Origin of the sequence: Pseudoxanthomonas sp. SGT-18 (assembly GCF_003931645.1) — a bacterium.
Classification (GTDB): domain Bacteria; phylum Pseudomonadota; class Gammaproteobacteria; order Xanthomonadales; family Xanthomonadaceae; genus Pseudoxanthomonas.
The window spans coordinates 422,771-447,937 of record NZ_RRYJ01000002.1 but is presented as its reverse complement, the minus strand read 5'-3'; the positions used below and the strand labels follow the sequence as shown (position 1 = coordinate 447,937).

23 protein-coding genes and 1 tRNA gene are annotated in these 25,167 nt (G+C 72.3%); 11 read left to right on the top strand and 13 right to left on the bottom strand.

Going from position 1 to position 25,167, the window contains the following annotated elements; genetic code table 11:
• Positions 1 to 30 precede the first annotated feature (30 nt).
• The 4 genes from lysS to EIM47_RS05070 form a co-directional block, all read right to left on the bottom strand.
• Positions 31 to 1,557, bottom strand: a complete 1,527-nt coding sequence (lysS, locus tag EIM47_RS05085; protein ID WP_019398786.1) for a lysine--tRNA ligase — start codon at positions 1,555 to 1,557, stop codon at positions 31 to 33.
• A 124-nt stretch (positions 1,558 to 1,681) separates the two neighbouring features.
• A protein-coding gene (gene prfB / locus EIM47_RS05080; protein WP_125076298.1) for a peptide chain release factor 2 occupies positions 1,682 to 2,810 on the bottom strand; the annotation gives its coding sequence in 2 pieces (ribosomal slippage) (positions 1,682 to 2,734 and positions 2,736 to 2,810; 1,128 coding nt in all).
• A gap of 69 nt (positions 2,811 to 2,879) precedes the next feature.
• The gene (locus tag EIM47_RS05075; protein ID WP_125076297.1) at positions 2,880 to 4,742 is read right to left on the bottom strand and encodes a hypothetical protein; all 1,863 of its coding nucleotides are present in this window, start codon (positions 4,740 to 4,742) and stop codon (positions 2,880 to 2,882) included.
• Between the two features lie 15 nt (positions 4,743 to 4,757).
• The gene (locus tag EIM47_RS05070; RefSeq protein ID WP_019397835.1) at positions 4,758 to 5,354 is read right to left on the bottom strand and encodes an NfuA family Fe-S biogenesis protein; all 597 of its coding nucleotides are present in this window, start codon (positions 5,352 to 5,354) and stop codon (positions 4,758 to 4,760) included.
• A gap of 113 nt (positions 5,355 to 5,467) precedes the next feature.
• Here EIM47_RS05070 and EIM47_RS05065 point away from each other — a divergent pair, with 113 nt between their 5' ends.
• From EIM47_RS05065 to zupT, 3 genes are read left to right on the top strand one after another with little or no spacing between them, the layout of a single operon-like run.
• Positions 5,468 to 5,812 carry a 4a-hydroxytetrahydrobiopterin dehydratase gene (locus EIM47_RS05065; RefSeq protein ID WP_125076296.1) on the top strand — a complete coding sequence of 115 codons (345 nt, stop codon included), beginning with the start codon at positions 5,468 to 5,470 and terminating at the stop codon, positions 5,810 to 5,812.
• A gap of 2 nt (positions 5,813 to 5,814) precedes the next feature.
• Complete coding sequence (locus EIM47_RS05060) at positions 5,815 to 6,231, top strand: energy transducer TonB (protein WP_019397833.1); 417 nt, start codon at positions 5,815 to 5,817, stop codon at positions 6,229 to 6,231.
• A 32-nt stretch (positions 6,232 to 6,263) separates the two neighbouring features.
• The gene (gene zupT, locus EIM47_RS05055) at positions 6,264 to 7,073 is read left to right on the top strand and encodes a zinc transporter ZupT (protein ID WP_019397832.1); all 810 of its coding nucleotides are present in this window, start codon (positions 6,264 to 6,266) and stop codon (positions 7,071 to 7,073) included.
• Between the two features lie 16 nt (positions 7,074 to 7,089).
• Here the strand turns inward: zupT and EIM47_RS05050 are convergent, their stop codons facing one another.
• Positions 7,090 to 8,049 (bottom strand): RluA family pseudouridine synthase, encoded by a 960-nt coding sequence (locus EIM47_RS05050; protein WP_026010355.1) that lies wholly within the window; start codon positions 8,047 to 8,049, stop codon positions 7,090 to 7,092.
• Positions 8,050 to 8,475: 426 nt separating this feature from the next.
• Here EIM47_RS05050 and EIM47_RS05045 point away from each other — a divergent pair, with 426 nt between their 5' ends.
• Positions 8,476 to 11,715 (top strand): Rne/Rng family ribonuclease, encoded by a 3,240-nt coding sequence (locus tag EIM47_RS05045; protein ID WP_240626167.1) that lies wholly within the window; start codon positions 8,476 to 8,478, stop codon positions 11,713 to 11,715.
• Between the two features lie 292 nt (positions 11,716 to 12,007).
• Here the strand turns inward: EIM47_RS05045 and EIM47_RS05040 are convergent, their stop codons facing one another.
• From EIM47_RS05040 to EIM47_RS05030, 3 genes are all read right to left on the bottom strand, one after another.
• Positions 12,008 to 12,661, bottom strand: a complete 654-nt coding sequence (locus EIM47_RS05040) for a response regulator (protein WP_026010356.1) — start codon at positions 12,659 to 12,661, stop codon at positions 12,008 to 12,010.
• A 127-nt stretch (positions 12,662 to 12,788) separates the two neighbouring features.
• Positions 12,789 to 12,878: transfer RNA gene (locus tag EIM47_RS05035), tRNA-Ser, on the bottom strand.
• A 537-nt stretch (positions 12,879 to 13,415) separates the two neighbouring features.
• On the bottom strand, positions 13,416 to 14,405 hold the full coding sequence (locus EIM47_RS05030; protein WP_019399922.1) for a LysR family transcriptional regulator: 990 nt from the start codon (positions 14,403 to 14,405) through the stop codon (positions 13,416 to 13,418).
• A gap of 129 nt (positions 14,406 to 14,534) precedes the next feature.
• On the opposite strand from EIM47_RS05030, the gene EIM47_RS05025 reads away from it, so the two are divergent.
• Positions 14,535 to 15,122 carry an FMN-dependent NADH-azoreductase gene (locus tag EIM47_RS05025; protein WP_026010791.1) on the top strand — a complete coding sequence of 196 codons (588 nt, stop codon included), beginning with the start codon at positions 14,535 to 14,537 and terminating at the stop codon, positions 15,120 to 15,122.
• A gap of 39 nt (positions 15,123 to 15,161) precedes the next feature.
• Here EIM47_RS05025 and serS read toward each other — a convergent pair whose 3' ends face one another.
• On the bottom strand, positions 15,162 to 16,439 hold the full coding sequence (serS, locus tag EIM47_RS05020) for a serine--tRNA ligase (RefSeq protein ID WP_028914645.1): 1,278 nt from the start codon (positions 16,437 to 16,439) through the stop codon (positions 15,162 to 15,164).
• 117 nt (positions 16,440 to 16,556) lie between these two features.
• On the opposite strand from serS, the gene EIM47_RS05015 reads away from it, so the two are divergent.
• A complete protein-coding gene (locus EIM47_RS05015; RefSeq protein ID WP_019399919.1) occupies positions 16,557 to 17,195 on the top strand; it encodes an energy transducer TonB in 639 nt (212 codons plus the stop codon).
• A gap of 117 nt (positions 17,196 to 17,312) precedes the next feature.
• Entirely contained in the window at positions 17,313 to 17,801 is a 489-nt protein-coding gene (locus tag EIM47_RS05010; RefSeq protein WP_051403633.1) for an energy transducer TonB, read from the top strand.
• Positions 17,802 to 17,813: 12 nt separating this feature from the next.
• Here the strand turns inward: EIM47_RS05010 and aroA are convergent, their stop codons facing one another.
• The 3 genes from aroA to serC form a co-directional block, all read right to left on the bottom strand.
• Entirely contained in the window at positions 17,814 to 19,127 is a 1,314-nt protein-coding gene (aroA, locus tag EIM47_RS05005) for a 3-phosphoshikimate 1-carboxyvinyltransferase (RefSeq protein ID WP_028914646.1), read from the bottom strand.
• A gap of 72 nt (positions 19,128 to 19,199) precedes the next feature.
• Positions 19,200 to 20,381 carry a prephenate dehydratase gene (gene pheA / locus EIM47_RS05000; protein WP_019399917.1) on the bottom strand — a complete coding sequence of 394 codons (1,182 nt, stop codon included), beginning with the start codon at positions 20,379 to 20,381 and terminating at the stop codon, positions 19,200 to 19,202.
• A gap of 53 nt (positions 20,382 to 20,434) precedes the next feature.
• Complete coding sequence (gene serC, locus EIM47_RS04995) at positions 20,435 to 21,520, bottom strand: phosphoserine transaminase (RefSeq protein WP_028914647.1); 1,086 nt, start codon at positions 21,518 to 21,520, stop codon at positions 20,435 to 20,437.
• A 139-nt stretch (positions 21,521 to 21,659) separates the two neighbouring features.
• On the opposite strand from serC, the gene msrP reads away from it, so the two are divergent.
• Together msrP and msrQ are read left to right on the top strand one after the other, a co-directional pair.
• Positions 21,660 to 22,628 carry a protein-methionine-sulfoxide reductase catalytic subunit MsrP gene (gene msrP, locus EIM47_RS04990; protein WP_028914648.1) on the top strand — a complete coding sequence of 323 codons (969 nt, stop codon included), beginning with the start codon at positions 21,660 to 21,662 and terminating at the stop codon, positions 22,626 to 22,628.
• Positions 22,629 to 22,678: 50 nt separating this feature from the next.
• Positions 22,679 to 23,287 carry a protein-methionine-sulfoxide reductase heme-binding subunit MsrQ gene (msrQ, locus tag EIM47_RS04985; protein WP_125076336.1) on the top strand — a complete coding sequence of 203 codons (609 nt, stop codon included), beginning with the start codon at positions 22,679 to 22,681 and terminating at the stop codon, positions 23,285 to 23,287.
• On the opposite strand, the gene EIM47_RS04980 is transcribed toward msrQ, so the two are convergent.
• Positions 23,256 to 24,047 (bottom strand): FHA domain-containing protein, encoded by a 792-nt coding sequence (locus tag EIM47_RS04980; protein ID WP_028914649.1) that lies wholly within the window; start codon positions 24,045 to 24,047, stop codon positions 23,256 to 23,258. The two genes, msrQ and EIM47_RS04980, sit on opposite strands and share 32 nt — an antisense overlap.
• An 86-nt stretch (positions 24,048 to 24,133) precedes the next feature.
• Between EIM47_RS04980 and EIM47_RS04975 the strand changes: the two genes are divergently transcribed.
• On the top strand, positions 24,134 to 24,409 hold the full coding sequence (locus EIM47_RS04975; RefSeq protein ID WP_125076294.1) for a polyhydroxyalkanoic acid system family protein: 276 nt from the start codon (positions 24,134 to 24,136) through the stop codon (positions 24,407 to 24,409).
• Between the two features lie 68 nt (positions 24,410 to 24,477).
• Positions 24,478 to 25,005, top strand: a complete 528-nt coding sequence (locus EIM47_RS04970) for a phasin family protein (protein ID WP_019399911.1) — start codon at positions 24,478 to 24,480, stop codon at positions 25,003 to 25,005.
• Positions 25,006 to 25,167: the final 162 nt, after the last annotated feature.

The following is a 25,167-nucleotide window of genomic DNA, read 5'->3' as shown; positions in this document are numbered from 1 at the left end:
ATTGGCGCGCGCCCGGCGGCGCGCGGGGGCTCAGCCGGGCTGGCCCGGGCGCATGTACGGGAACAGCAGCACGTCGCGGATCGAGGTGCTGCCGGTCAGCAGCATCACCAGGCGGTCAATGCCGATGCCCAGGCCGCCGGTCGGGGCCATGCCGTATTCCAGGGCCCGGATGTAGTCGGCGTCGTAGTGCATGGCCTCGTCGTCGCCGCCCTCCTTGGCCGCGACCTGGGCCTGGAAGCGCCGCGCCTGGTCCTCGGGGTCGTTGAGCTCGGAGAAGCCGTTGGCCAGCTCCTTGCCGTTGATGAACAGCTCGAAGCGGTCGGTGTAGCCCGGCTCGGTGTCCGAGGCACGGGCCAGCGGGCTGACCTCCACCGGGTGGTCGGTGATGAAGGTCGGCTGGACGAGGTGGTGCTCGACCGTGGCCTCGAAGATCTCCAGCAGCAGCTTGCCCCAGCCCCAGGCCGGCTTGACCTTGATCCCCAGGCGCTCGCAGTGGCGCAGCAGGGCTTCGCGGTCGGTGCAGTCGGCGGCGCTGATCTCCGGGTTGTGGTGGCGCACGGCCTCGTCCATGCGCCAACGGCGGAAGCGCGGGCCCAGGTCGATCTTCTGCCCTTCCCACTCCACCTCGGTGGTGCCCAGCACCGCCTGTGCGGTGTCGCGGATGACGTTCTCGGTCAGGTCCATGATCTCGTGGTACGTGGCGTAGGCCTCGTACAGCTCGAGCATGGTGAACTCGGGGTTGTGCCGGGTCGACACACCCTCGTTGCGGAAGTTGCGGTTGATCTCGTACACCCGCTCCAGGCCGCCGACCACAAGTCGCTTGAGGTACAGCTCCGGCGCCACGCGCAGGTACAGCTGCAGGTCCAGGGCGTTGTGGTGGGTGATGAACGGCTTGGCGGTGGCACCGCCGGGGATGTAGTGCATCATCGGCGTCTCCACTTCCAGGAAGCGGCGCTCGTCCAGCCAGGAGCGGATCGCGCGGATGATCTTGCTGCGCTTGACGAACACGTCGCGCGCCTCGGGGGTCACGATCAGGTCGACGTAGCGCTGGCGGTAGCGCTGCTCCACGTCGGCCAGGCCGTGCCACTTGTCCGGCAGCGGGCGCAGCGACTTGACCAGCAGCCGCAGCGAGGTGGCCTTGACCGACAGTTCGCCGGTGCGGGTGCGGGTCAGCCCGCCCTCGACCGCGACGATGTCGCCCACGTCGAACGACTTGAACGCCTCGTAGGCCTCGCCCAGGGCGTTGGCCTGCAGGAACAGCTGGATGCGGCCGGACTCGTCCATGACCTGGGCGAAGCTGGCCTTGCCCATCACCCGCTTGGCCATCAGCCGGCCGGCCAGGGCCACCTTGCGCGGCAGCGCCTCCAGGGCCTCGGCGGCCCACTTCTCCGCGTCGGCAAATTCGGCCTGCAGGTCGCCGGCGTAGTCGGCGCGCTTGAAGTCGTTGGGATAGGCGATGCCGCGCTCGCGCAGGGCGGCGAGCTTGGCGCGGCGCTCGGCGATCAGGTGGTTCTCGTCGGCGGGGGCGACGGCGGTGGTTTCGTTGGACTGGCTCATGCTCTGGACCGGACGTGGCGCGGGGCGCGCCTGGGTTCTGGGCGGCCCGGCGCGCGTGGCGGCCGGGCCGGTCGTCGGGGGAGGATGCGGACGCGGATCGGCGCGCGGCGCGGCGGCCGCGGCCTCAGGCCGCGTCGGTCCGTTTGGCGCCGACCTGCAGGCCGGCCTTGAGGCTGGCCTCGACGAACTCGTCCAGGTCGCCGTCCAGCACCTTCTGGGTATCGCTGCGCTCGATGCCGGTGCGCAGGTCCTTGATCCGGCTCTGGTCGAGCACGTAGTTGCGGATCTGGCTGCCCCAGCCGATGTCGGACTTGGTGGCCTCCACCGCGTCCTTCTCGGCGTTGCGCTTCTGCAGCTCCAGCTCGTACAGCTTGGCCGCCAGCATCTTCATCGCGCGGTCGCGGTTGGCGTGCTGGCTGCGCTCGGTCTGGCAGGCCACCACGATGCCGCTGGGCACGTGGGTGATGCGCACCGCCGACTCGGTCTTGTTGACGTGCTGGCCGCCGGCGCCGGAGGAACGGTAGACGTCGGTCTTCAGGTCGGCCGGGTTGATCTCGATGTCGATCTTGTCGTCGACCTCGGGGCTGACGAACACCGAGGTGAAGCTGGTGTGGCGGCGGTTGTCCGAGTCGAACGGGCTCTTGCGCACCAGGCGGTGCACGCCGGTCTCGGTCTTCAGCCAGCCGTAGGCGAACTCGCCTTCCACGCGGAAGGTGGCGGACTTGATGCCGGCTACGTCGCCGCCGGAGACCTCCAGCAGCTCGGTCTTCCAGCCGCGCGACTCGCACCAGCGCAGGTACATGCGCAGCAGCATCTCGGCCCAGTCCTGGGCCTCGGTGCCGCCGGCGCCGGCCTGGATGTCGACGAAGGCGTTGGCGCCGTCCATCTGCCCGGAGAACATGCGCTGGAACTCCAGCTTCTCGATCTCCTTCTCATAGCGGTCGACGTCGGCCACCACCGCCAGGGCGGTCTCCTCGTCCTGCTCGCTCTCGGCCAGCTCGAGCAGTTCGGTGGAGCCCTCCAGGCCCTCCAGCACCGCGGCGATGCCGCCGACGGTCTTGTCCAGCATCGCGCGCTCGCGGCCCAGGGCCTGCGCACGCTCCGGGTCGTCCCAGACGTTGGGCAGCTCCAGTTCGCGGTTTACTTCTTCCAGACGCTCTTTCTTGGCGTCGTAGTCAAAGATACCCCCGTAGCGAGACCACGCGACCGGTAAGGTCGGCGATGCGCTGGCGGACGGGATTGAGCTCGATCATGGCGGCAACTGGCAGGTGAAAAGCGGTCGCCGATTCTAGCAGGATGCCGGGCGCGGCCCAGCAGGCGGCTCACGGGCGCACGCTGCCGTTGTCCTCCTGCAGCTCCGGCTTGAACGGAACGTCCGGCGGTGGCCGCGCCTCGGCCGCCTGCTCGTTGAGGTTGGGGTCGCTGATCCCGCAGCCGCCACCCAGCTGCAGCAGCGAGACCACGCAGGTGATCCGCTTGCCGTTGGTGCCCGGGATCGGGATCGCCACCGACTTGATGCCCTTGCGCACCCATTCGGCCAGCAGCGACGCGTTCGGCACCCAGTAGCGGTCGAAACTGGTCGGCTCGTAGTCGTACGGCGGGCGCTTGAGCCAGGTACCGGATTGCTCGATGCGCTCGCGGGTCCAGGCATCGCTGTCGCCCCCGGGAGCACCGCGCTCGGCCAGGCCCTCGCCCGCTCCGCCCCCTGGGCCCTGCCCCGGCGCCTCGCCCGCGCCAGGCAGGCGCGCGCGCCCCTGGGCGTCGAACAGGCCCGGGCCGGGCCCCGCGGATTGGGCCTGTCCGCCCCAGCGGTCATCCGCCAGCACATTGGCCCAGGGATCGCTGCCCGGCGCCGTGCCACGCTCCTGGCGCGGCGCGGACGACGCCGCGCCGGGTGCCGCCGGTTCCGCGGCCGCAGCCGGCGCAGGGGCTGCCGCCGTAGCCGGCGACGGCGCCGCGGCCGACTCCCCAGGCTGGGACGCAGGCGCGGCGGCTGCCGGGGCTGGCTGGGCCACGGCCGGCGCCGGTGCAGCGGCGCTCGGCGCGGCCGGCATCGGGACCTCGCGCGGGCGCAGCGCCGGGGCAGCCGACGGGCGCGGCTGCACCTGCGGCAGGCGCACCGGCGGAGTGGGCAGTGCGGTGGCGGCGACTGGCGCGGGCACCTCGCGCTGGCGCACCTCGGGCAGGCGCACCGGCGGCGCGGGCACCTCCAGCGGACGCACCGCCGGCGCCGGCAGCGCCGGCACATCGACCACGACGACCTCGCGCGGGCGCAGTTCCGGCTCGCGCGCCCGCGGCGCGGGCAGGTCCACCTCGCGCGGACGCGGCGCCTGGATGGCCGGAGCCGTGACCACCACCACCTCGCGCTCGCGCAGCTGCGGTTGCGGCTCGCGCACCGCGACCTCGCGGACCGGCAGCGGCACCTGTGGGACAGGCACGCTGGCCACCTCGACCGGTTCCGGGAGTTCCACCTCGCGCAGCGCCACCTCCGGCAACCGCGGGGCTGGCGCCCGGGGCTCGATCAGCGGAACCGGCGGGACCTCGAGCGCGGCTTCGGCCGGATCGGCCTGCGCGCTCGCGACGGGTTCGGTTGCTGCGGCGGACTGTCCCGCCGCGGCCGCCGCATCGGCCACCTGCGGCGCGGGCGTCGGCGGGGTCGGCCGCTGCCGTGCCTGGCCGGGCTGGCGCGCCGCGGCCGGCGTCACGGAGGCCTCGCCCTGCGCCGAATCGCCAGGCGTGCCCGCGGCACCCTCGCGGCCAACGAAGCCAATGCCCACGCGTTCCCCGCCGCCGCCGCCGGCCGCGCGCGGCGGGGGCGGCAGCAGCGACTGCAGGTAGGCGATCCAGGACAGCAGCAGCACGAATACCAGGTGCAACGCGGCGCTGCCGGCCCAGGACAGGGCGCGTAGCGGGCGTTCGTCGCGCGGCGCCGGCTGCCAGCCCTGGCGGAACAGCGCCAGCAGGGCCTGCCAGCGGGTCAGCTCCTCGCCGCGCGGCCAGGGCCCGGGCGGGCGCGCGGCCAGCAGTGCCACGAGTTCGTCCGCACGCAGCGCCGGAGCGGCGGCGGCCGGGGCGGCCTTCATCCACAGCGCCCAGCCGTAGGGCAGGCCGGTGCTGCGCTCCAAAGGCACGCGCACGCGCTCGCGCGCGTTGAGCAGCTGGATGATTTCGGCCCCCCGCGTCACCGCAAGGCCGCCGGGTCAGCCTGCGCGGCCGCGCGGCATGTACGGCGCCGAGCCGGAGTCGTGGTCGGTGGCGTCGCGCACCGCGGTCACCCCCGGCACCCGCGCCATCAGGGTCTTCTCGATGCCCTGCTTGAGGGTGACGTCGGCCATGCCGCAACCGTGGCAGCCGCCGCCGAAGCGCAGCCACACCACGCCGTCGGCGGAGACCTGCTCCACCGCGGCGCGGCCGCCGTGGGAGGCCAGCTGCGGGTTGATCTCGTTGTCCATCACCCAGCGCACGCGTTCGACCAGGGAGGCGGCCTCGCCGGGCGCCTCGCCCTTGATCTTGGGTGCGCGGATGGTCAGTTGCGCGCCGGTGCCCTGGTAGACGTAGTCGATCTCGGCGCCGTCCAGCCACGGCACGCTGTCGGCGGCCACGTACAGGGTGAAGCCCTCGCAGTCCACCGCCCACTCGTCGCCGGCCAGCTCGGACGGCTCGGCGAACTCCAGCCGCGCGTCGGCGCGCGGCGTGCCCGGGTCGACCGCGCTCAGGCGCACCCCCAGCCCGGGGATGCCCTCGCGTTCGACCAGCTTGCGGAAATGCGCCTGCGCGGTGTCTGAGATGTTGATCATGCGGGTATTCTAGCCGGGTCCCGGCCCCCTCCCGCAGCCGGTGTGCCACGCCAGGCTGCAACGCTGCGTGCACGCCGCCACGGGGATCATCGGCCGGCAGATGGAGACCCGGCATGCCAGACCTGATTCCGCTGTCGCGGGCGCACTGCATCCCCCGCAAGGGCATCGAGCACCGCCTTACCCAGGCGCGCCTGGCCGAGCTGCTGCCGGAGGTGCCCGGCTGGGAGCTGGCCGAGGAAGGCCGCGCCCTGGTGCGCACCTTCCGCTTCCGCGACTACCACCACACCATGGCCTTCGTGAACGCGCTGGCCTGGATCGCGCACCGGGAGGACCACCACCCGGACCTGGGCGTGCACTACGACCGCTGCGTGGTGCGCTTCTCGACCCACGACGTCGGCGGCCTGAGCGAGAACGACTTCATCTGCGCCGCCAAGGCTTCCGCCCTGCTCGAGGACTGAACATGACCCGCGCCCTGCCCGTTTCCGCCGCCCTGCTCGGCACGCTGCTGCTGGCCGCTTGCGGCCGCGACGACGCCACCCCGGCCGCGCCGGTGCCGCCGCCGACCGAGATCGCGGCGATCGACACCCCGCCGCCGCAGTACCCGGCCGAGCTGGGCTGCGCCGGGATCGGCGGGCAGAGCGTGCTGCAGGTGGAAGTGGGCACCGAGGGCACGCCTACCCGCATCACCCTGCTGCGCAGCAGCGGCAACGACGAGCTGGACCGCCTGGCACAGGAGGCCGTGCAGGGCTGGAAGTTCCGCCCGGCCACCCGCGGCGGCCAGCCGATCGCGCGGACCATCCAGGTGCCGGTGAACTTCACCCCGCCGCAGGTGCGCCCGGACGAGTGCTTCGCCCTGGACGCCGGCCGCCGCCCCTGAGTCCCCCGCCCCACCTCCCAAGGCCTGCCTGAATGCCCGAGATCGCCCTCTCCCAGGTGCTGGTCGCACTTGGCGTGACCCTGGCCGCCGGCCTGGCCACCGGCCTGGGCAGCCTGCTGGTGATCTTCGCCCGCAACCCGAATCCGCGCCTGCTGGCCTTCGGCCTGGCCTTCGCCGGCGGCGCGATGGTCTATGTCTCACTGTCGGAGATCCTCAACAAGTCGATCGCCTCCTTCAGCCTGGCCTATGGCGACAAGGCCGGCTTCGCCGGGGCGACCTGCGCCTTCCTGGCCGGGCTGGTGGCGATCATGCTGATCGACCGGCTGATCCCCAATCCGCACGACAGCCTCACCAGCGACGACCCGGCGCTGCGCGAGCACAACCGCGAGTACATCCGCCGGGTGGGCCTGATGACCGCGGTGGCGATCACCGCGCACAACTTCCCCGAAGGCCTGGCGACCTTCTTCGCGACCCTGGAGAGCCCGGCCCTGGGCCTGCCGCTGGCCTTCGCCATCGCCATCCACAACATCCCCGAGGGCATCGCCATCGCGGTGCCGGTGTACTACGCCACCGGCAACAAGCGTTACGCCTTCATCGCCAGCCTGCTGTCCGGCCTGGCCGAGCCGATCGGCGCCGGCGTGGGCTACGCCCTGCTGTCGCAGGTGATGACCGACGCGGTGTTCGGCGCGGTGTTCGGGATCATCGCCGGGGTCATGGTGTTCCTGGCGATCGACGAGCTGCTGCCGGCGGCCAAGCGCTACGGCAAGGGCCACGAGACCGTGTACGGCCTGGTCAGCGGCATGGCGGTGCTGGCCGTGAGCCTGGTCCTGTTCAAGCTGTGAACGCCGCGGCGGCGGCCTAGTCGAGCCGGTCCAGCACCTCGCGCAGCTCCGGCGGCAGCGGCGCATTGAGGGTGTACGGGGTGCGGCCGGCGTCCAGGGCGAACTCCAGCGAAGCCGCGTGCAGGAACAGCCGGCGCAACCCGGCCTTGTCGCGCAGGCGGCGGTTGACCTCCGGGTCCCCGTACTTGTCGTCGCCGGCCACCGGGTGGCCGAGGTGGCGGGCATGGACCCGGATCTGGTGGGTGCGGCCGGTCTCGATCCGCACCTCGCAGTAGGAATGCCCGCCGCGCCGCTCCAGCACCCGGAAGTGGCTCAGCGAGGGCTTGCCCGCCGGGGCCACCTGCACGTGGCGCTCGCCGCCCTGGCGCAGGCCCACATGCAGCGGGGCGTCCACGCTCATGGTGCCGTCGGGCATGCGCCCGGCCAGCAGGGCCAGGTAGCGCTTGCGGATGCCGCCGCCGGCGCCGCCCTCGCGCATCAGTGCCTGCAGCTCGGCCAGGGCCGAGCGCTTCTTGGCCACCACCAGGATGCCGGAGGTGTCCCGGTCCAGGCGGTGGGCCAGTTCCAGGGTCTGGCCCGGGCGCAGGGCGCGCAGGGTCTCGATGGCGCCGAAGCTGATCCCGCTGCCGCCGTGGCTGGCCACGCCGGAAGGCTTGTCCACCACGAGGATGCGCGCATCTTCGAAGACGATCGCCGCTTCCATGCGCTGCAGCAGGCCCGGCGCCGGGGTCCCGCGCTCGCCCTCCGGCTCGATCCGCACCGGCGGGATGCGCACCTCGTCGCCGCCGGCCAGCTTGCGCTCGGCCTTGGCGCGGCCGCCGTTCACCCGCACCTGGCCGCTGCGCACCAGCTTGTACACCAGGCTGCGCGGGGCGCCCTTGAGCTGGCCCAGCAGGAAGTTGTCCAGGCGCTGCCCGTCACGGTCTTCTGGCACCGTAACGGTGCGGGCTCCTGCCCGGGGGGATGGGTCGGTCATTGGCGGCTAATTCTGTTAGACTCGGGTGGCGATGTAAGGGTTTGATTCCGCTGGAAGAAGTCACGGGGCCGAAAGCCCGGACTTCCCGCGACCCCGGCACAGTACGCGACCACCGCCCCCGGGGCGGCCATGTTAGCGGCTTGCAGGCAGACCCGGCCATGGCCCGGTGGGTCAGAGCACCGGTAGCTGAACATGTCCCGCGTGGCGTCCGCGCCACCGGCCCGCTGTACCTAAAACCAGACAAGCAGAGCGCTCCCGCGGACCGCCGTGGTGTTGCAGCGCTGGAAACCAGGATCCGCCCGGACGCGCTGTTGCGCGAGGGCGGCGAAGCCCGCCCCGCCGGAACACGGCGGGGCGGGATTCCAGTACGGCGAACGCCCGGCGTTCCGCGCGTCAGAGCGCGATAAGGAACGCACCATGAAGCGAATGCTCATCAACGCCACGCAGGCAGAGGAACTGCGCGTGGCCATCGTGGACGGCCAGACCCTCTACGACATCGACATCGAACAGCCGTCCAAGGAACAGAAGAAGTCCAACATCTACAAGGGCCGCATCACCCGGCTGGAGCCCTCGCTGGAAGCGGCCTTCGTCGACTACGGCGCCGAGCGCCACGGCTTCCTGCCGCTGAAGGAAATCTCCCGCGACTACTTCCAGGCCGGCGTGGACCCGAACAAGGCCGGCATCCGCGAGCTGCTGCGCGAGGGCCAGGAAGTCGTCGTCCAAGTGGACAAGGACGAGCGCGGCAACAAGGGCGCCGCCCTGACCACGTTCATCTCGCTGGCCGGTCGCTACATGGTGCTGATGCCCAACTCCCCGACCGCCGGCGGCGTCTCGCGCCGGATCGAGGGCGAGGACCGGGCCGAGCTCAAGCGCGCCATGGACGCCCTGAACATCCCGGACGACATGGGCGTGATCATCCGCACCGCAGGCGTGGGCCGCGACGCGGAAGAACTGCAGTGGGACCTGGACTACCTGCTGGCGGTCTGGCGCGCGATCGCCGAGGCGGCCCTGAGCAAGCCGGCGCCGTTCCTGATCTACCAGGAGTCGCGGCTGATCATCCGTGCCCTGCGCGACTACCTGCGCAACGACATCGGCGAGATCCTGGTCGACACCGAGGAGATGTACAACGACGCGCGGCAGTTCATCGAGCAGGTGATGCCGCACAACCTGCGCAAGCTCAAGCACTACACCGACGACATCCCGCTGTTCAACCGCTTCCAGATCGAGTCGCAGATCGAGAACGCCTACGAGCGCACCGTGCGCCTGCCCTCCGGCGGCGCCCTGGTGATCGACCAGACCGAGGCGCTGACCGCGATCGACGTCAACTCGGCCCGCGCCACCAAGGGCGGCGACATCGAGGAGACCGCGTTCCAGACCAACCTGGAGGCCGCCGACGAGGTGGCCCGCCAGCTGCGCCTGCGCGACCTGGGCGGCCTGGTGGTGATCGACTTCATCGACATGTCCTCGTCCAAGCACCAGCGCGCGGTCGAGGAGCGGCTGCAGGCGGCGCTCAAGTACGACCGCGCCCGCGTCCAGATCGGCCGCATCAGCCGCTTCGGCCTGCTGGAGATGAGCCGCCAGCGCCTGCGCACCAGCCTGGGCGAGGCCAGCCAGATCGTCTGCCCGCGCTGCGAGGGCCACGGCCGCATGCGCAGCATCGAGTCGCTGTCGCTGTCCATCATCCGCGTCGCCGAGGAGCACGCGATGAAGGAGAACACCGGGCAGGTGCTGGTCCAGGCCCCGGTGGAGATCGCCAACTTCCTGCTCAACGAGAAGCGCAGCGCGCTGCGCGAGATCGAGACCCGCCACGACGCGCCGATCATCATCGTCGCCGACGAGCAGCTGCAGACCCCGCACTACGAGGTCACCCGCCTGCGCGAGAACGAGCTGGGCGAGGAAAGCAGCAAGCCTTCCTACCAGCGCGGCACCCCGCGCAAGCTGCCGGTGCACGCCCTGACCAAGGCCCAGCTGAACATCCCGCCGGCCCCGGCGGTGACCCGCGTGGCCCCGCCGCGCCCGGCACCGGTGCGCGAGGAGCGCGAGGAAGCGCCGGTGCAGCCGGCGGCGCCCGCACCTGCCCCGGCGCCTGCCCCGTCCACTGGCGGCGGCGTGGTCGGCTTCCTCAAGCGCCTGTTTGGCGCGGCGCTGGATCCGGCCCCGGCCCCGGCCCCGGCCAAGCCCGAGCGCACCGCGGCCGCCGGCCAGGGCGAAGGCCGCGGCAACCGCAACGAGCGCCCGCGCCGCGAACGCGGCGAGGCGGCCGGCAGCGGCCAGGCGCAGGGCCAGGGACGCAAGCGCGGCCAGGGCAAGGGCGGCAATGGCCAGGCCCAGCCGAAGCAGGAACGCCAGGACAAGCAGGACAAGCAGGACAAGGCGCAGCAGCAGGGCCGCAATGGCCAGCAGGCCGGCGGCAACAAGCAGCAGCCGCAGAAGCAGCGCCAGCCGAAGCCGGCCGAGGCCACCAGCGCCCCCGCCGCCGAAACCGCTGCCCGTCCGGCGCAGCCGCAGCGCCCGCGCACCGAAGAGCCGGCCCAGGCGGCAGCCGCCGAGCCCGTGCAGCCCGGCACCGCGGCCGTGGCTGCCGCGGCAGCTGCCGCGGTCGCCGCCCCGCTCGACGACACCAGCAATGTCCCCTCGCCCGCTCCGGCCGAGGCCACCGGCAAGGCGACCGCCGTCGCCGAGGCCGCGGCGCCTGGCGAGGAAGGCGCGACCGCGGAGGGCGGCAGCCGCCGTCGGCGCGGCCGTCGCGGTGGCCGTCGCCGCCGTCGCGGTGGTGCCGCGGCCGAGGGTGCCAGCGCCGAGGGCGCGCAGGAACTGGGCGAAGGCCTCGAGGGCGATGACGACGCCGAGGGCGAGGCCGCGGCACAGGTCGCCCCGGCCAGCCAGCCGGAGTTCGACTTCGACGACCTGCCGGCCCCGGTGAGCGCGGCCCCGGCCGCAGACGTGGAATCCCATGGCCCTGCGGCTCCGGTTGCCGCCCCGACGGCCGGGCCGGTCGCCGCTGAGCCGGGTGCCGCCGAAACCGCGGCTGCCCAGCAGGCCGTGCCCGCGACCGAGGCTGTCGCCGAGACCCCTGCCGAGCCCGCGCCGGTGGAGCAGGCGCCCACCGCCACGCCGGATCCGGTGCCGGCGGTCGAACCTGCCGCGCCGGTCGAAGCCGTGGCCGCGGAACAGGCCTCCGCGCCGGTGACGCCTGCCGAGGCCGCCGCCACGGCCGCCGCCACGGCCGCCGCGCCGGAAGCCGCGCCGCAGCCGGCCGAGGCGACCCCGGCCGATGCCGCTGCCGTCGCCCCGGTCAGCGTGGCCGAAGCGGCGCCGGACGCCCCGGCCTCCGAGGCCAAGGCGGAGACGCCGGCGGCCGGGGAAGTTCCGGCTCCGGCCGTGGCAGAAGCGCCGGCCGCGGAAGAGCCGGCAGCCGCCGAGGCGGAGCAGCCTGCCAACCCGGACCCGTTCACCACCGCCGGCCTGTTTGACCAGCTGCCGGAAAGCGGGCAGGTGCCTGCGCCGCAGGCCGATGCGAGCCAGGCTGATGCCGCCCAGGCCGAGCCTGGCGAGGCCGGTGGCGAGGAAGCCACCCGGGCCCCGGAAACCGGTGCGGCCGATGCCGCCGCCGGGGAAGAGGCGAGCGGCGAGGAACAGGCCGATACGCCGCGCCAGCAGGACTGAGTCCGCCGGCCGGCAGCGACGAAGGCCCGCCGTATGGCGGGCCTTCGTCGTTTCAGGGAAGTTTGTTGGCTCCCCGCCCGGGTTCGCGCCAGACATCGACTGTCTGCCTGCAGTGGCCCGCGGACGGCCGAGGTGCTCTGGCGCCAGGTTCACGGCGCGGCCCGAGCCCGCGTCGCACGGCCCGTCCCCTGCTCCTCCGCTGTCCACTGCAGCAACGAGACCCGTGCGCCGCACGGTGGCGGCGCAACGCCAGCCCCATCCGCGGTGCATGGCTGCGACCGGGCGGCGCGGCTTACAGCGAGCGGCCGGGATCCATCAGCCCGTAGCGGGCCGCCAGTCGTGCCAGCGCGATGCTGTCCTGCACGCCGACCTTCTCGAACAGGCGCGACTTGTGCGTGTTGACGGTCTTGGCGCTGAGCTTGAGCCGGCGCGCGATCATTTCCTGGCGCAGCCCCTGGACCAGCAGCATGGCCACTTCCAGTTCGCGCGGCGAGAGCGTGTCGAACGGCGACTCCACCCGTTCCACGCCAGCCAGCGCCATGTTCTGCGCCACGCTGCTGCCAAGGTAGCGCTTGCCTGCGGCGACGTCGCGCACCGCGCGCAGCAGTTCGCGCGCATCGTTGCCCTTGCCGATGTAGCCGTAGGCGCCCACGTCGAGCAGGCGCTTGGGCAGCGGCCCGTCCTCGAGCACGGACACGATCAGCACGTGCCCGTGCACGCCTTCGCGCACGATGCGCTCGGTCACTTCCAGCCCGCTGATGCCCGGCAGGTGCAGGTCGCACAGGACCACGTCCACCGGAGGCGAAAGTGCGCGTAGCTGGCGCAGCGCGTCCTCGCCGCTCTCCGCTTCGCCGGCGACCTGGATGTCCGCTTCGGCGCCCAGGATCATGCGCAGGCCGGTCCTGACCAGCGCATGGTCGTCGATCAGAAATACACGGATGGCCATGCCGTTCCCTCGGTATGCCCCGCGCCGCAGCCTATCGCTCCCTCCATGGCGCGACAAGCGGCGCAAGGAATGTTTGCATAACCCTCGGGTGCAACCAGGCCGTGCCCGGGAACCCCTGTCCTGAAGGTGGCGGAGAGAGTGGGATTCGAACCCACGGTAGTGTCGCCACTACGCCGGTTTTCAAGACCGGTGCCTTAAACCGCTCGGCCATCTCTCCGTTTTACGTTGCATCGCGCCGCTTGCGCGGCGTCGCCGGTTTTGCATCGACTGCGTCGATGCGCCCTCCGGCCTTCGGCCTGCGGGTCAAGACCGGTGCCTTAAACCGCTCGGCCATCTCTCCGTTTTACGTTGCATCGCGCCGCTTGCGCGGCGTCGCCGGTTTTGCATCGACTGCGTCGATGCGCCCCCCGGCCTTCGGCCTGCGGGTCAAGACCGGTGCCTTGAACCGCTCGGCCATCTCTCCGTTTTACGTTGCATCGCGCCGCTTTCGCGGCGCCGCCGTGCGGACCAGGACCACGCACCGCAGTGCCCGGTCCGCGCGCAAGCCAATGCACTGGCGCTGCTACGGACATGGCCGGGCGCGACATGCGTGCCGCCTCGCCCCACCGCACCCCACCGACGTCCATGCCGGGTCCGGCGGCAGCCATGCTGCCGCCGAAGCGCCAGGCAAGGTTGCACACCGTGCAGCGCGGACGGCAATGCGGCGGCAGGCCGCTGGCCGGCCGCCGATTGTCGCATGCCGGTGGGCGCCGAATCAGCCGGCCAGGGCGATTTCGCTGCCGGCCGCGGCCACCGCGCCGCCATCCTTGCGCCCGCAGTTGCCGCAGTCCAGGCGCGAGGCCTCGATCTGCTTCGGCAGGTGCTCGGCCAGGAAGTCGATGAACACCCGCACCGCCGGCAGCAGGCCGCGGCGCGAGGCGAACACCGCGTGGCAGATGCCCTGCGGCAGCGACCACTCGGGCAGCACCACCTCCAGCTCGCCGTTGCGCACGGCCTCGGCGCACACGGTCTCCGGCAGCATGGTGATGCCGAAACCGTCCTTGACCATCGCCAGCAGCAGCGGGAAGTCGAACCCGGCCACCCGCGGCTGCAGGTCGTCCACGCGGCGCACCTCGCCGTTGGGACCGTGCAGTTCCCAGCGCTGGTGCGCTTCATCCTCGTGCATGCTCAGGGTCAGGTGCGAAGCCAGCTCGGACGGATCCTTGGGCCGACCGGCCCGGTCCAGGTACTTGGGGCTGGCCACCATCAGTTCCTGGATCTGGCCGAAGCTGCGCATCACCAGGCTGCCGTCGTCGTCCAGCCGGGTGCGCACGCGCAGGGCCACGTCGAAGCCTTCGTTGATCAGGTCGACGCGGCGGTTGTTGACGTGCAGTTGCAGGCGCACCTTCGGGTACTGCTGCAGGAACTTCGGCAGCAGCTTCGGCAGCTGCTGCTGGGCGATAGCCACCGGCACGCTCACCCGTACCAGCCCGCGCGGCTCGGCGCTCAGGCGGTCCACCACCTCGCGCGCGGCCTGGGCCTCGGCAAGCATGGTCTGGGCGTGGCGGTACACGCTCATGCCCACGTCAGTGACCGCGAAGCGGCGGGTGGAACGTTGCAACAGGCGCACGCCGAGGTCGGTTTCCAGCTGGCTGATACGGCGACTCAGGCGCGACTTGGGAATTCCAAGGGCCCGCTCCGCCGCGGCAAAGCCGCCGTGCTCGACGACCATGGCGAAATAGTAGAGGTCGTTCAGGTCCTGCATGGCGCTGTCTCCACAGACGCAACAGACGGTGTTATCTAACCACCTTTATCCCATAGTTGCAACGATGGACCCTGTGCCCTGCCGGCGGCCCTACCGCCCTTACCACCCTAGAGCAGCGAGAGCACAGCCATGAAACTACTGCATATCGATTCCAGCGCCCTGGGCGCCAATTCCGTGAGCCGCGGACTGAGCGCCGCCATTGTCGCCGAGTGGAAGGCGCACCATCCCGGCCTGCAGGTCGAGTACCGCGACCTGGACGCCGAGCCCCTGCCCCACCTGACCGGCGCCGCGCTGGCCAAGAGCGATCCGGCGCAGGCGGCCGAGGCCGAGCGCGTGCTGGAGCAGTTCCTGTCGGCGGACGTCGTGGTGATCGGCGTGCCGATGTACAACCTGTCGATTCCCTCGACCCTGAAGGCCTGGATCGACCGCATCGTGGTCGCCGGGCGCACCTTCCGCTACACCGCCGAGGGCCCGCAGGGCCTGGCTGGCGGGCGCAAGGTGATCATCGCCAGCGCCCGCGGCGGCCTGCACGCCGGTGCGCCGACCGACTTCCAGGAGCCGTACCTGCGCCAGCTGTTCGCCTTCATCGGCATCCACGATGTGGAACTGGTCCGCGCCGAAGGCGTGGCGATCTCGCCCGAACACCGCGAGCAGGCCCTGGCCGGGGCCCGGGCGCGGATCGACGAACTGGTGCAGCCGCCGGCCGAGGCGGCCTGAGGCAGGAGGGCGGCCGGCGCTGCCGGCCGCCGGGAGGGATCAGGCGATGCGGGCCGCGCCGCCCATGTACGGCCGCAGCACCTCGGGCACGTCGATCGAGCCGTCGGCGTTCTGGTAGTTCTCCATCACCGCGATGAGTGCGCGGCCCACGGCCACGCCCGAGCCATTGAGCGTGTGCACCAGTTCCGGCTTGCCGGTGGCCGGGTTGCGCCAGCGCGCCTGCATGCGGCGCGCCTGGAAGTCGCCGCAGTTGGAGCAGGAGGAGATCTCGCGGTAGGTCTGCTGCGAGGGCAGCCAGACCTCCAGGTCGTAGGTCTTGCGCGCGGAGAAGCCCATGTCACCGGTGCACAGCAGCACGCGGCGGTACGGCAGGCCCAGCTTCTCCAGCACGGTCTCGGCGCAGCGGGTCATGCGCTCGTGCTCGGCGTCGCTGTCCTCCGGGCGGGTGATCGAGACCAGCTCCACCTTCTCGAACTGGTGCTGGCGGATCATGCCGCGCACGTCGCGGCCGCCGCTGCCGGCCTCGGAACGGAAGCACATCGAGTGCGCGGTCATGCGCAGCGGCAGCTGCTCCGGCGCCAGGATCTCGCCGCGGGCGATGTTGGTCAGCGGCACCTCGGAGGTCGGGATCAGGTAGCGCCGGTTCTCGCCCAGCTGGGTGGAGAACAGGTCCTCCTCGAACTTGGGCAGCTGGCCGGTGCCGTACAGCGCGTCGCCGTTGACGACCACCGGCACGTTGGTTTCCTCGTAGCCGTGCTCGCCGGTGTGCAGGTCCAACATGAACTGGGCCAGGGCGCGGTGCAGGCGCGCCAGCTGGCCGCGCAGCACGGTGAAGCGCGCGCCGCTCAGCTTGGCCGCGGTCTCCGCGTCCAGCCAGCCGTTGCGCGCGCCCAGGTCGACATGGTCCTTGGGCTCGAAGTCGAAGCTGCGCGGCGTGCCCCAGCGGTGCTGCTCGGCGTTGGCCGACTCGTCCGGACCCACCGGCACGTCCTCGGCCGGCAGGTTGGGGATGCCCTGGGTAAGCGCTTCGAGCTTGCCACGGATCTCCTCCAGGCGCGCCTCGGAAGCCTTCAGCTCGTCGCCGAAGCCGGCGACCTCGGCCAGCAGCGCGGACACGTCCTCGCCCCTGGCCTTGGCCTGGCCGATCGCCTTGGAGCGGGTGTTGCGCAGGTTCTGCAGCTCCTGGGTGCGCACCTGGATGGCCTTGCGCTCGGCCTCCAGCGATTCCAGCGCCTGGGTGTCGAGGGCGTAGCCGCGCGTGGCGAGGCGCTCGGCGATGGCGGCGGTCTGGGAACGGAGCAGCGAGGGGTCGAGCATTGCAGGGACCGAGAGGACGCGGAAGAGACGTGCATTATCCCCCAACCGGCGCCCCCCCGCGCCCGCGGGCCCGGCCGGGCTGTGCCAGAATCGGCCGCTCCGCCCCCGACACGCCGCATGAGCCGAACCGAAGAACACCCCGCGGACCTCCTGCGCCGCCTGGCCCGCAGCCGCTGGGCCGTGGTCGCCGGTGCCTTCGTGCTGGGCTGGGTGCTGTTCCTGCTGGTGGTGACCCGGCAGTCCGGCGAGCCCGCTCCGGGCGAGGCCGCCCCGGCGGCGGCGCTGGCCGCGCTGCCCAGCGAGCCGCTGCCCGCGCCCATGCCGGCTGGAACCAGCGCGCCGCTGCCGCGCACCGCCGACGGCGAGGAACCGCGCCTGGTGGAGGAAGCGCCCGCGCCGGAGCCGGTGCAGCCGGAGCCGGAAACCGTCGAGCCCGCGCCGGTGGAACCGGCGCCGGTCGCGCCGGTGGCGTCCAGCATCGCCCAGGCACCCGAACTGCTGCCGGGCCAGCCCGCGCCACGCTATCCCGCTTCCGCCCTGCGCCGCGGCGAGAGTGGCACCGTGGTGCTGCGGGTCCAGGTGGATGCCGAAGGCCGCGCCGGCGACGTGGAGATCGTCGAGCGCAGCGGTTCGCGCGAGCTGGACCGCGCCGCGGCCGAGGCGGCACTGCGTTGGCGCTTCCAGCCCGCACGCGACGGCGAAGGCCGGCCGCTCCCGGGCGAAGCCATCGTGCCGGTGGAGTTCCAGACCGAGTGAAGCGGCGCTCACGGCGCTGAACCGTGGCGCGCCGTTGGCACGGGCCTCATCGCCCGATCATCCGGCCGACACACCGGCGTGGCCAGACTCCCCGTGCACCTGCAACGAGGAACCGCCATGGCCACCTACTTCGACACCGGCCGCGCCGGGCTCCGGGCCGCACTGTCCAGGCACGCCCTGGCGCTGCGCGCGGCGATGCTGGGCCTGGCATTGCTCGCCGCGGCCCTGGCGTGGCTGGCCCTGCGCGAGGCAAACCCGGTGGCTGCCGGCGACCAGCCGCAGTATTACGACGGCCTGCCCGCCAGCCCTTCCACAGCGCTGGAAACGGACCGCCCGCCACGCCCGCTGGCCGGCAACCCGGTGCCCAGCTATCCGCGCAGCGCGCTGCGCAACGGCAGCGAGGGCGACGTGGTCGTTGCGATCATCGTCGGCAGCGACGGGCGTCCGGTGGACGTGCAGGTGGTCGCGCGCGGTGGCAGCGAGGACCCGGCATTCGACCGCGCCGCCATGGCGGCGGCGCGGCAGTGGCGCTTCGAGCCGGCCATGCGCGACGGCCAGGCCGTGCCTTCCACCGTGCACCTGCCGGTCGAGTTCCGCCGCGAGTGAGGGCGCGCGTCCTCAGCCGGCCGCCAGGCCGAAACCGCAGCCACGCGCCAGCAGGTCGAACCCCGGGAACGACGTCGCCACGGTGGCGGTGTCGTTGATCCGTACCTGCGCATCCGAGCGCTGCCCGGCGACGGCGAAGGACATGGCGATGCGGTGGTCGTGCTGGCTCTCGATCGTGCCGCCGTGCAGCTGCCCGGGATGGATGGTGGCGCCGTCCGGGGTCTCGTCGACCTGCAGGCCCAGCGTGCGCAGGCCGCTGGCCATCGCCGCCAGGCGGTCGGATTCCTTCACCCGCAGCTCGGCCGCGCCGCGGACCACGGTCGGGCCTTCGGCGCAGGCCGCGGCCACGAACAGCGCCGGGAATTCGTCGATCATGTCCGGCACCAGTGCCTCCGGCACCTCGATGCCGCGCAGCGGCGCATGCCGCACCACCAGGTCGGCCACCGGCTCGCCGCCATGGGTGGAGGGATTCTCCTCGGTGATGTCCGCGCCCATCAGGCGCAGCGCATGCAGCAGTCCGGTGCGGCGCGGATTGAGGCCGACCTGGCGCAGGCGCAGTTCCGAGCCGGGCACGATGCTGGCCGCGACCAGGAAGAACGCGGCAGAGGAGAAGTCCGCCGGCACCGCGATGTCGGTGGCGCGCAGGCGCTGGCCGCCGCGCAGGCGGGCGTAGCCCGGCGAGAACTCGATGTCCACGCCGAACGCGGCCAGCATGCGCTCGGTGTAGTCGCGGGTCGGGTGCGGCTCGGCCACCGAGGTCCCGCCCTCGGCGTACAGCCCGGCCAGCAGCAGCGCCGACTTCACCTGGGCACTGGCCACCGGCAGCGTGTAGTCGATGCCACGCAGCTTCTGCCCGCCGTGGATGCGCAGCGGCGGGGTACCGTCGGCCCCGGTGTCGATCCGGGCGCCCATCTGTGCCAGCGGCACCGTGACCCGGCGCATGGGCCGCTTCGACAGCGAGGCGTCGCCGACCAGCACGCTGTCGAACGCCTGCCCGGCCAGCAGCCCGGCCAGCAGGCGCATGCCGGTGCCGGCGTTGCCGCAGTCCAGCGGGCCGTCGGCGGGCCTGAGCCCGTCCACGCCCACGCCGTGGACGATGCGCCGCGACGCCGTCGGCGTCTCGATGCGCACGCCCAGCCGCTCGAAGATCGCCGCGGTGGCACGGGTGTCCTCGCCTTCGAGGAAGCCATCGATGGTGGAAACGCCATCGGCCAGCGCGGCGAACATCACCGCACGGTGCGAAACGGACTTGTCGCCGGGGATCTCCAGCGTCCCGCGCAGCGGCTGCCCCGCGCTTGCGATCCAGTGTTGCGAAGACTGCGACATCAGCTCTCCATCGTCTGCACGCCCGGCGCCTTCCAGCGCCGCGAACGAATCACCAATCACCAATCACCGCCCTCAAGGCACCGCCACCGGATACGACCCCAGCACCTTCACCTTGGCCACGTGCTTCTCCAGCTCGGCCAGCGCCTTCTTCATCGCCTCGTCCTCGACGTGGCCGGCCAGGTCGATGAAGAACGCGTACTCCCACTTGGCCTGGTGCGAGGGCCGCGACTCGATCCGGTTCATGCTGATGCCGTGGCGCGCGAACGGGCTGAGCACGTCGAACAGCGCGCCGGGCTTGTCGTGGATGAACACCAGGATCGAGGTGCGGTCGTGGCCGGACGGCGGGAACAGGCGCCGGCCGATCACCAGGAAGCGCGTGGTGTTGTCGCGGTCGTCCTGGATCGGCTGCATGATGACCTTCTTCAGGCCGTAGACGTGCGCCGCACTCTCGCCGGCGATGGCGGCCGCGTCGTCGGCGCCGCGCGCGCGGCGCGCGCCCTCGGCGTTGCTGGACACCGGCACTTTCTCCACCTTCGGCAGGTTGGCGCGCAGCCAGCCGGCGGTCTGGGCGAAGGCCTGCGGATGGGCGTAGATGCGCTCGATGTCCTCGATCCGGCCGGTGCGCGAGAGCAGGTACTGGTGCACCTTCAGCTCCACCTCGCCGCAGATCTTCAGTGGCGAGGTCAGGAACATGTCGAGGGTGACCTGGATCGTGCCCTGGCCGGAGTTCTCCACCGGCACCACGCCGAAGTCGGCGTTGCCGGCGTCGACCTCCTGGAACACCTCCTCGATGCTCGCCAGCGGCAGGCCGTGCGCCGAGCGGCCGAAGTGCTTGAGCACGGCCTGCTGGCTGAAGGTTCCTTCCGGCCCCAGGTAGCCGATCTTCAGCGGCTCCTGCTGCGCCAGGCAGGCGGACATGATCTCGCGGAACACGTGCACCAGGACCTCGTCCGGCAGCGGCCCCTGGTTGCGGTCCACCACCATGCGCAGCACCTGGGCCTCGCGCTCGGGGCGATAGTAGTCCACCGCCGCGGCGAGCTTGCCCTTGGCCTTGCCGACCTGCAGGGCGAAGCGCGCGCGCTGCGCGATCAGCTCCTGGATCTGCCGGTCGATGCTGTCGATCTGCGCGCGCACGTCCTCCAGCACCGGCGGCGCGGTCTTCGCTGCCGCGCGGCGCGCCGGGGTCTTGCGGGTCGCGGCCTTGCGGGCGGCGGGCACGGCCTTGCTTGCGCTGGTTTTCTTGCTCGATGCCATCGAAGGGTTCCGTCGTCACTGGCGGCGGCCGCGGCCGCCGCGCAACCGGTGGGTCAGCCGTGGCGGCGCTGGAAGTCGGCCATGAAGTCGACCAGGGCCTGCACCCCTTCCAGCGGCATGGCGTTGTACAGCGAGGCGCGCAGGCCGCCGACGGCCTTGTGGCCCTTCAGCGCCAGCAGGCCGGCCTCGCGCGATTCGGCCACGAAGCGCGCGGTCAGCGCCTCGTCGGGCAGGAAGAACGGGATGTTCATGCGCGAGCGCACCGCCGGCGCGACTTCGTTGCGGTAGAAGCCGCCGGAGGCGTCGATCGCCTGGTACACCAGCGCGGCCTTGGCCGCGTTGCGCCGCGCGAACTCCTCCACGCCGCCCTGTTCCAGCATCCAGCGCACGGTCAGGCCCAGCAGGTACCAGTTCCAGGTCGGCGGCGTGTTGAGCATCGAATCGCGCGCCGCGTGCGAGGCGTAGGTGAAGATGTCCGCGCGCGGCTGGCCGGCGCGCTCCAGCAGTTCGCGGCGCACGATCACCACCGAGATGCCGACCGGGCCCAGGTTCTTCTGCGCGCCGGCGTAGATCAGGCCGTACTTCGATACGTCGATCGGCTCGGAGGCGATCGAGGAACTGAAGTCGGCGAACAGCGGCGCCCCGCCCACGTCCGGCGCCCCGCGGTACTCCACGCCGTGGATGGTCTCGTTGGCGGTGATGTGCACGTAGGCCGCGCCGGGGCTGAGCGCCCACTGCGCGCGCGGCGGGATGTCGCGGAAGCCGCCGGCCTCGCCGTCGGCGACCACGTGCACGTCCACGTACGGCCGCGCCTGCTTGATCGCGGTCTTGCTCCAGTGGCCGGTGACCACGTAGTCGGCGCGCTGGCCCGGGGCGGCGAAGTTCAGCGCCAGCAGCGCCTGCTGGGTGGTGGCGCCACCCTGCATGAACAGCACGGCGTAGTCGTCCGGGATCGACATCAGGGCGCGTAGGTCGGCCTCGGCCTGCGCGGCCACGGCCATGAACTCGGCGCCACGGTGGCTCAGCTCGACGATCGACGCGCCCACCCCGTTCCAGTCCAGCATTTCCGCCTGCGCCTGGCGCAGGACCGCTTCCGGCAACGTCGCAGGGCCGGCACTGAAGTTGTACGCGCGCGTCATGAAGCACCCATAACGAAAGGGCTCGTAGTATGCCGCAGCGCACCAGTTGCGGGCGCAACCAAGACCGGCCCCGCGCCGCCGCGGGGAACCGCGCCGGCATGGACGCTGTCCCACTTCCGTCCGACCTCCGGAACCTGCCATGCGCCCGCCTTCCCTGCCCCGGATCCCCGCCAGCGAAATCACCGACGAGGCGGTCTACCGCGACCGCCGCCGACTGCTGGGCATGCTTGCCGCCAGCCCGGTGCTGGGCCTGGCCGGCTGCGCCGAAGCCGAGCCGCCGCCCCCGCCGCGCGCCCGGACCAGCACCGCCCAGGCGCGCGCCGGTTTCAGCACCGACGAGGAGCCGACCCGCTACGAGGACGCCACCACCTACAACAACTTCTACGAGTTCGGCACCAACAAGGACGATCCCTCGCGCGCGCCCCGCACCCTGCGCACCTCGCCCTGGTCGGTGTTGGTCGACGGCGAGTGCGCCAGGCCCGGCACCATCGGCCTGGAGGACCTGCTGCGCGGGATCGCGGTGGAGGAACGCATCTACCGCCTGCGCTGCGTGGAAGGCTGGTCGATGGTGATCCCGTGGAACGGCGTGCCGCTGGCGGACGTGCTGCGCCGCTTCGAGCCGACCTCGAAGGCCAAGTACGTGGCCTTCACCACCCTGGCCGACCCGCGGCAGATGCCCGGGATCCGCTACCGCTCGATCGACTGGCCGTACCGCGAGGGCCTGCGCATCGACGAGGCCATGCACCCGCTGGCCCTGCTGGCCACCGGCCTGTACGGCAAGCCGCTGCCGCAGCAGAACGGCGCGCCGCTGCGCCTGGTGGTGCCGTGGAAGTACGGCTTCAAGTCGATCAAGTCGATCGTGGCCATCCGCTTCACCGAGCGCATGCCGAAGACCGCCTGGAACGAACTGCAGCCGTCCGAGTACGGCTTCTTCGCCAACGTCAATCCGGCGGTGGACCATCCGCGCTGGAGCCAGAAGACCGAGCGCCGCATCGCCGGGACCAAGAGCAGGCTGTTCGCCGCCCGCATCCCGACGCAGCCGTTCAACGGCTACGCCGAACAGGTCGCCGCGCTGTACGCCGGCATGGACCTGCGCAAGTGGTACTGAGCGGCGCGCCTGCCGCTCCTGCCCGGCCGCGCCGGAGCAGCGGAGCGGGCCTGGTCGCGGCCAAGGCCGCGGCGCATGCGCTGGCCCTGGCGCCGGCCGCGTGGCTGGGCTGGCAAATGGCGCAGGTCTGGCGCACCGGTGGCGACATGCTGGGGGCAGACCCGGTGGCCGAGATCGAGCACCGCACCGGCCTGTGGGCGCTGCGCCTGCTGCTGCTGGCCCTGGCCATCACCCCGTTGCGCCGGCTCAGCGGCCAGCCGGTGCTGCTGCAGTTCCGGCGCATGCTGGGGCTTTACGCGTTCTTCTACGCCTGCCTGCACCTGTGCGCGCACCTGATGCTGGACCTGGGCGGCTACTGGACGCAACTGTTCGGGGAAATCGCCAAGCGCCCGTACATCACCGTGGGCTTCCTCGCCTGGCTGCTGCTGGTGCCGCTGGCGGTCACCTCCACCCGCGGCTGGATGCGCCGCCTGGGCCGGCGCTGGGGCCAGCTGCACCGCGCCGTCTACGCCATCGGCGTGCTGGCGGTGCTGCACTTCTGGTGGCTGGTGAAGTCCGACATCCGCGAGCCGGCGCTGTACGCCGGCATCCTCGCACTGCTGCTCGGCTGGCGCCTGGTGTTGCGGCTCAGGGCGAACCGAACCACAGCAGCGCACTGAGCGCTCCGGCCAGCAGGATCGCCGCCAGCAGCAGCCAGGGCACGCGCACGCCGCTGCGCGGCGGCGCTGCCGGCGCCGCCGCCGGCTCGGCCGTGTCGCCCGCGCCGCGGGGGGCCAGGTCGGGCAGCGCCGGGGCTTCGACCACGAAACGATGCTGGCCCTCGAACACGACCTGGTCCCCGGCCGCCAGCACCGCGTCGCGCACCGGCATGCCGTTGACCACGCTGCCCTCGGCCGAGCCCAGGTCGCGCAGCAGGACCTGCCCACCCTGGCGCTCGAGCATGGCGTGGCGCGGCGCGAATGCCGGGTCGTCGATGCGGATGTCGGCCTCGTGCACCGAACCCACCAGGCGCGGCTGGGCCAGGGTGAAGCAGCGCCCGTGGTGGGCGCCGCCAACCCCGCGCAACACCACGCAGGCCTCGTGCGCCGCCGCGTCCGCGGGCTCCTGCGCGGCCTCCGGCGCACGCGGCCCGGCCCGTACCAGCAGTTCGACGCCGTCGGCATAGACCGCGTCGCCGGCGCGCAGCAGGGCCATGCGCCGCACCGGGCGGCCGTTGACGTGGATGCCGCGCGCGCCGTTGGCCACCTGCAGCCACAGCCCGCGCCGGTCCAGGCAGAACTGCGCCAGCAGCGCGCCGGCCGCCTCGCCCAGGCCAAGGGTGCCGTTGGCCTGGCGGACCAGGCGCAACACCCCCGCGGCCAGCGGATGGTCGGGTTGCTGGCGGTTGCTGAAGTGCAGGTGCAGTGCGTGTTCTTGCATGCGTGGCAGACTATCAGCGCGCTTGCACCAGCCGCCAGTTCCGCGTGCGCACGCGCGCCCTTCCCGCAGCCAACGGAGTCCGACGCTTGTCCCGCATCGATATCGAACACGCCCATTCGCGCACGCCCGAGCAGGTCCGCCAGGCGGTGGAGGGCATCGCCGCCCGGCTGCAGGAGCGGCATGGCCTGAGCAGCCGCTGGGAAGGCGACAGCCTGGCCCTGGGCGGCCCCGGCATCGACGGGCGCATCGAGCTGCTGCCCGGCAAGGTGCGGGTGCAGGCCGAACTGGGCTTCGTGTTCTCGGCCCTGCAGGGGCTGGTGGAATCGGAGATCCGCCGGGTGCTGGCGGAAAAGCTCGGCTGAGGATCACGCCGCCTTTGCGGGCCGGCCGTGAAACGCGCGTGTGTTTCCCACGACGCGAGGACCCGGCCATGACCGTTGAAAACCGCTATCGCGAGACCCCCAGCGCCGCCGACATCCAGGCCCAGGCCGGGCGCTTCGCCCGCGAGCTGGGTGAATCGGCGCAGCAAGTGTGGCTGGCGGGCATCGGCGCGCTGGCGCGGGCCCAGGCCGAGGGCAGCCGTTTCTTCGAGCAGCTGGCCGAGGAAGGACGCGCGGTCGGCGAGGGCCAGGGCCCGGCCGGCGAGAACAGCGCCGCCGCGCGCCTGGAAGGGCTGCGCCAGGCCGTGGACGGCGCCCTGGGCCGGGCCACGGCCAAGGCCAACGAGGCCTGGGACAGCGTCGGCCGCGCCTTCGAGCACCGCGTCCAGCAGGCCCTGCGGCAGATGGACGTGCCCACCCGCGAAGACCTGGACGCGCTGGGAGCGAGGATCGACGCCCTGACCCGGGAACTGCAGCTGCGCACCACCGTGGCGCCGGAACCGTCCGTGCCGCCGACCCCGGGCCCGGCGCCGGCCGCCGGCGGCCCCGGTCCGCGCCCGGATGCCGGAATCAGCTAACGCAGCATTCCATCGGTGGTACCACTGCATTGTTGCAAAGCACAAATCGCTTCGGCAGAATCGAAACCGGCCCGCCAGTCCTCTCGCCGTTTGCTCCCCTCCCCTCTCGGCTTCTGGACTGGCGGGCCTTTTCGTGCCCGCGACCGGTGGCGTCCCGGGCCG